The organism is Burkholderia sp. HMSC10F09 (assembly GCF_001806955.1).
GTDB classification, from domain to species: Bacteria; Pseudomonadota; Gammaproteobacteria; order Burkholderiales; family Burkholderiaceae; genus Burkholderia; species Burkholderia multivorans.
On the sequence record NZ_KV786520.1, the window covers coordinates 4,903 to 8,669 of the forward strand.

5 protein-coding genes and 1 pseudogene are annotated in these 3,767 nt (G+C 69.4%); 3 read left to right on the forward strand and 3 right to left on the reverse strand.

Annotated features, from left to right (window positions below):
• Positions 1-337 (forward strand): annotated as a pseudogene (locus HMPREF3115_RS32145) (type VI secretion system ATPase TssH); the annotation flags it as partial.
• 122 nt (positions 338-459) lie between these two features.
• On the opposite strand, the gene HMPREF3115_RS02270 reads toward HMPREF3115_RS32145, so the two are convergent.
• A complete protein-coding gene (locus HMPREF3115_RS02270; RefSeq protein ID WP_006407808.1) occupies positions 460-891 on the reverse strand; it encodes a YidB family protein in 432 nt (143 codons plus the stop codon).
• 88 nt (positions 892-979) lie between these two features.
• Positions 980-1,603 carry a ComEA family DNA-binding protein gene (locus tag HMPREF3115_RS02275; RefSeq protein ID WP_006407809.1) on the reverse strand — a complete coding sequence of 208 codons (624 nt, stop codon included), beginning with the start codon at positions 1,601-1,603 and terminating at the stop codon, positions 980-982.
• A gap of 279 nt (positions 1,604-1,882) precedes the next feature.
• Between HMPREF3115_RS02275 and HMPREF3115_RS02280 the strand changes: the two genes are divergently transcribed.
• Together HMPREF3115_RS02280 and HMPREF3115_RS02285 are read left to right on the forward strand one after the other, a co-directional pair.
• A complete protein-coding gene (locus tag HMPREF3115_RS02280; RefSeq protein WP_053297191.1) occupies positions 1,883-2,344 on the forward strand; it encodes a MerR family transcriptional regulator in 462 nt (153 codons plus the stop codon).
• A complete protein-coding gene (locus HMPREF3115_RS02285) occupies positions 2,328-2,765 on the forward strand; it encodes a carboxymuconolactone decarboxylase family protein (protein ID WP_070553333.1) in 438 nt (145 codons plus the stop codon). Before HMPREF3115_RS02280 ends, HMPREF3115_RS02285 begins: the two co-directional genes overlap by 17 nt.
• Positions 2,766-2,796: 31 nt before the next feature.
• Here HMPREF3115_RS02285 and HMPREF3115_RS02290 read toward each other — a convergent pair.
• A partial coding sequence (locus HMPREF3115_RS02290) for a sigma-54-dependent Fis family transcriptional regulator (protein WP_141751617.1) occupies positions 2,797-3,767 on the reverse strand: 971 nt, incomplete at its 5' end.

Genomic DNA, 3,767 nt, shown 5'->3' on the forward strand with positions numbered 1-3,767 from the left:
CCGCCCCGAGTTCCTGAACCGGATCGACGACGTCGTCGTGTTCCACGGCCTCGACCGCCACAACATCGAGTCGATCGCGAAGATCCAGCTCGCGCGCCTGCACGACCGGCTCGCGAAGCTCGACATGGCGCTCGACGTGTCGCCGGCGGCGCTCGAGCAGATCGCGAAGGTCGGCTACGATCCGCTGTTCGGTGCACGGCCGCTGAAGCGCGCGATCCAGCAGGAGATCGAGAACCCGGTCGCGAAGCTGATCCTCGCCGGCCGCTTCGGCCCGAAGGACGTGATTCCGGTCGACGTCAACGACGGCAAGTTCGTGTTCGACCGCGTCGTGCACTGATCGCCGTCATCGGCTGCGTTGCCCGGCCCCGCGCCGGGCGCGCAAAAAAACGAACACCCCGCCTCGGCGGGGTGTTTGCTTATGGGGCGCGCACGACGGCGCAGGGCCGTCGCGCGTACCGCTCAGGCCTGCTTGTTGCCGCCGAACATGCCGGCCAGCTGCGACAGCGCGCCGAGCACGTTCGACGTGTCGACCTGGCCGTCGCTCGGCACTTCGCCGTTCGGCGTCGCGTGGTTCACGACGTGCGGCAGCACCTGCGCGAGGATCGACGACGCCTGCGCCGGGTCGATGCCGACCTTGCTCGCGAGCGAGCCGACCACGTCGGAGCCCAGCACGTTCTGCAGCGTGTCGGGCGAGATCGGCTGATTCGCGCCGGTGCCGACCCACGAGCCGATGATCTCGCCGGCGCCGCCAGCCTTGAACTTCTCGATGAGGCCGTTCAGGCCGCCCGGCTGGTTGTTGATGAATTCGAGCGCGGTCGTAATCAGCGCGCTTTGCGAGTTGCCGCCGGCCTGGCCGCCGATCAGACCGCCGACGATGTCGAGGAGACCCATGGTTCTTCACCTTCACTGAAAGGGGCGCCGCAAGGCGACGCCCGTTGCACGGATGCCGCGCACGCGCCCGTCGCGCGCGCGGCGCACATCAGGCGCCCGACGCCGCGGCGGCGGAGGCTGCCTTGTCCTTCTTGCTCTTCTTCTTCGAACCCTTCGCCGCCTTCGTCGACGATGCGGCAGCCGGCGCGCTCGCGCTTGCGCCCGCGTCCGCGGACGCCGCTGCCGCTGCCGCCGCCTTGTCCTTCTTGGAGGCGCGCTTGCTCTTGGCCGGCTTGGTTGCGGCGGCCGGCGTGCTCGCCGCCGGCGCCGGTGCCGGGGCGGCGGCCGTGGTGCCGGCCGTCGCGGTGGTCGACGTCGATGCCGTACCGGCGGACGTCGTCGTCGACGTCGTGGCCGAGCTCGTCGCGGCCGGCTTCGACAGCTTCACGCCCTTCGGCGGGGCCGACGAGCCGCCGATCGTCAGCCCGTTTTCCTCGAGATGCCCGACCGACTTCGTGCCGAGCCCCTTGACGCGGGTCGCGAGATCGTCGGCATCCTTGAACGGGCCGTTCTTCGTGCGCTCGTCGATGATCGCCTTCGACTTCACGGGCCCGAGGCCCTTCACCGATTCGAGCGCGGCCTGATCGGCCGTGTTGACGTCGACGGCGGCGGCAAGGCCCGCAGCAAGCGACAGCGATAACGCGACGAACAGCATCAGCAGCTTTTTCAGCATGGCAAGGGCTCCCTGGTTCGGACGGATGAATGGCTGTTGCAACGGACGGCGGATGCGACACGGCCGGGCGTCGCCGTTAAGCATAGGACAAATGCGTGCCCTTTTTAAGACAGGCTGCACGAATCTTGCTCAAGCGCGCGCCCCGTGTAAAGGGCGAATGCGCCGCGGCGGCGCCGTTTTGACGATTCTTTACGGTATTGCCGCGTTGGGGGCAGCGATGCTGGCCGTTCGACGGCGCTTGACTTAGAGTGAACTCTAACTCCTAAGCTTGAGCGTGCCATGTCGATGACCGAATCGAAACCTTCCGCCGCCGGTCCGCTGACGATCGGTGAAGTCGCCGCGCTGATGTGCGTGTCGACGCACACGCTGCGCTATTACGAGCAGGCCGGGCTGCTGCACGCGATTTCGCGCAACGCGGCCGGGCACCGGCTCTATGCGCCGGCCGATCTGGACTGGCTCGCGTTCGTGATGCGTCTGAAGTCGACCGGGATGCCGATCGCGCAGATGCAGCAGTTCGCGGCGCTGCGCGCGCAGGGCGAGCCGACGCTCGGCGCACGGCGCCGGCTGCTGGTCGCGCATCGCGATGCCGTGCGTGCGCATCTCGCGGAGCTGCAGGCGAGCCTCGACGCGATCGGCGAAAAGATCGCGCACTACGAGGCGCTGGAGCGCGAGTCGGAACGACAGGCGAGCCCTTCTCATTCACTCAAGGAACAGGACGAACACCATGGAACGAGTCGTTGAAGATCGCTACGCGCGCGGCTGGGACAAGCTCACGGAAATCGACGGCGACGCGGGCGAGCGCGTGATCGCCGCGCTCGCGCCGATCGCGCCGGACTTTGCGCGGATGGTCATCGAATTTCCGTTGGGCGAGATTTACAGCCGCCCGCAGCTCGACCTCAAATCGCGCGAGATCGCGACGATCGCGGCGCTCGCCGCGCTCGGCAATGCGCAGCCGCAACTGAAAGTGCATATCGAAGCCGCGCTGAACGTTGGCTGCACGCGCGACGAGATCGTCGAGGTCTTCATGCAGATGGCGGTCTATGCCGGTTTCCCGGCCGCGCTCAATGCGCTGTTCGCCGCGCACGAGGTGTTCCGGCAGCGCGACGAAGCAGCGGGCGCGGCCCGCGACGGCGCGCCCGCGGCGGCCGCCGAAACCGCCTGACACGGCATGCGCGCGCGGACCGCAACGCGTGTCACACGCGGTGCGGCGCGACGATCCGGTATTTCGCGATGCGCCGGTACAGCGTCGCGCGCGACATGCCGAGTGCCTGCGCGGCCGCATCGGGCCGCCAGCGGTGCGCGCTCAGCGCCGCGACGATGCGGCTGCGCTCGTCGTCGGGCAGCACGCTTCCGGGATCCGCACCGAGCTGCGCGGCGACGTCGGCCGGCAGATCGCGCCGCGTCACGCGTGTGCCGTCGCATACCGCGCAGGCGTAGCGCATCACGTTGCGCAACTGACGCACGTTGCCGGGCCACGGATAGGCGGCGAGCTGCTCGGCGAGCGTCGTGTCGAGCGTCAGCACGTGGCCGGTCGCCTGCGCTTCCTCGGCGAACACGGCTGCGATCAGGTCGCGCACGTCCGCGCGTTCGCGCAACGGCGGCAGCTCGAACGTCGCGCCGCTGAGCCGGTAATACAGATCCTCGCGGAACGTGCCGGCCGCGACCATCTGCGCGAGGTCGCGGTGCGTCGCGCAGATCACGTCGAGATCGACGCGTACCGGCGTGTCGCTGCCGAGCGGCACGACTTCGCCGTCGGCGAGCACGCGCAGCAGGCGCGTTTGCAGCGCGAGCGGCATGTCGCCGATTTCGTCGAGAAACAGCGTGCCGCCGTCGGCCTGCGCGATCTTGCCGCGCGCGCCGTGCTTGCGTGCGCCCGTGAACGCGCCGGCCGCGTAGCCGAACAGTTCGCTCTCGATCAGCGCTTCGGGCAGCGCGCCGCAATTGACGGCGACGAACGGCCGCGTGCGTCGCGCGCCGGCATCGTGGATCGCCCGAGCGAACACTTCCTTGCCCGCGCCGGTTTCGCCGAGCACGAGAATCGGCAGCCGCTTGCTCGCGACGCGCAGCGCGAGCTCGGCCTGCTGCGCGACGCGCGCGTCGCTGCTGTGCAGGAACGGCGTCAGCGCGCCGCCGTGGCGCTCGGTCGCGCCCGGCCGGCGCGATG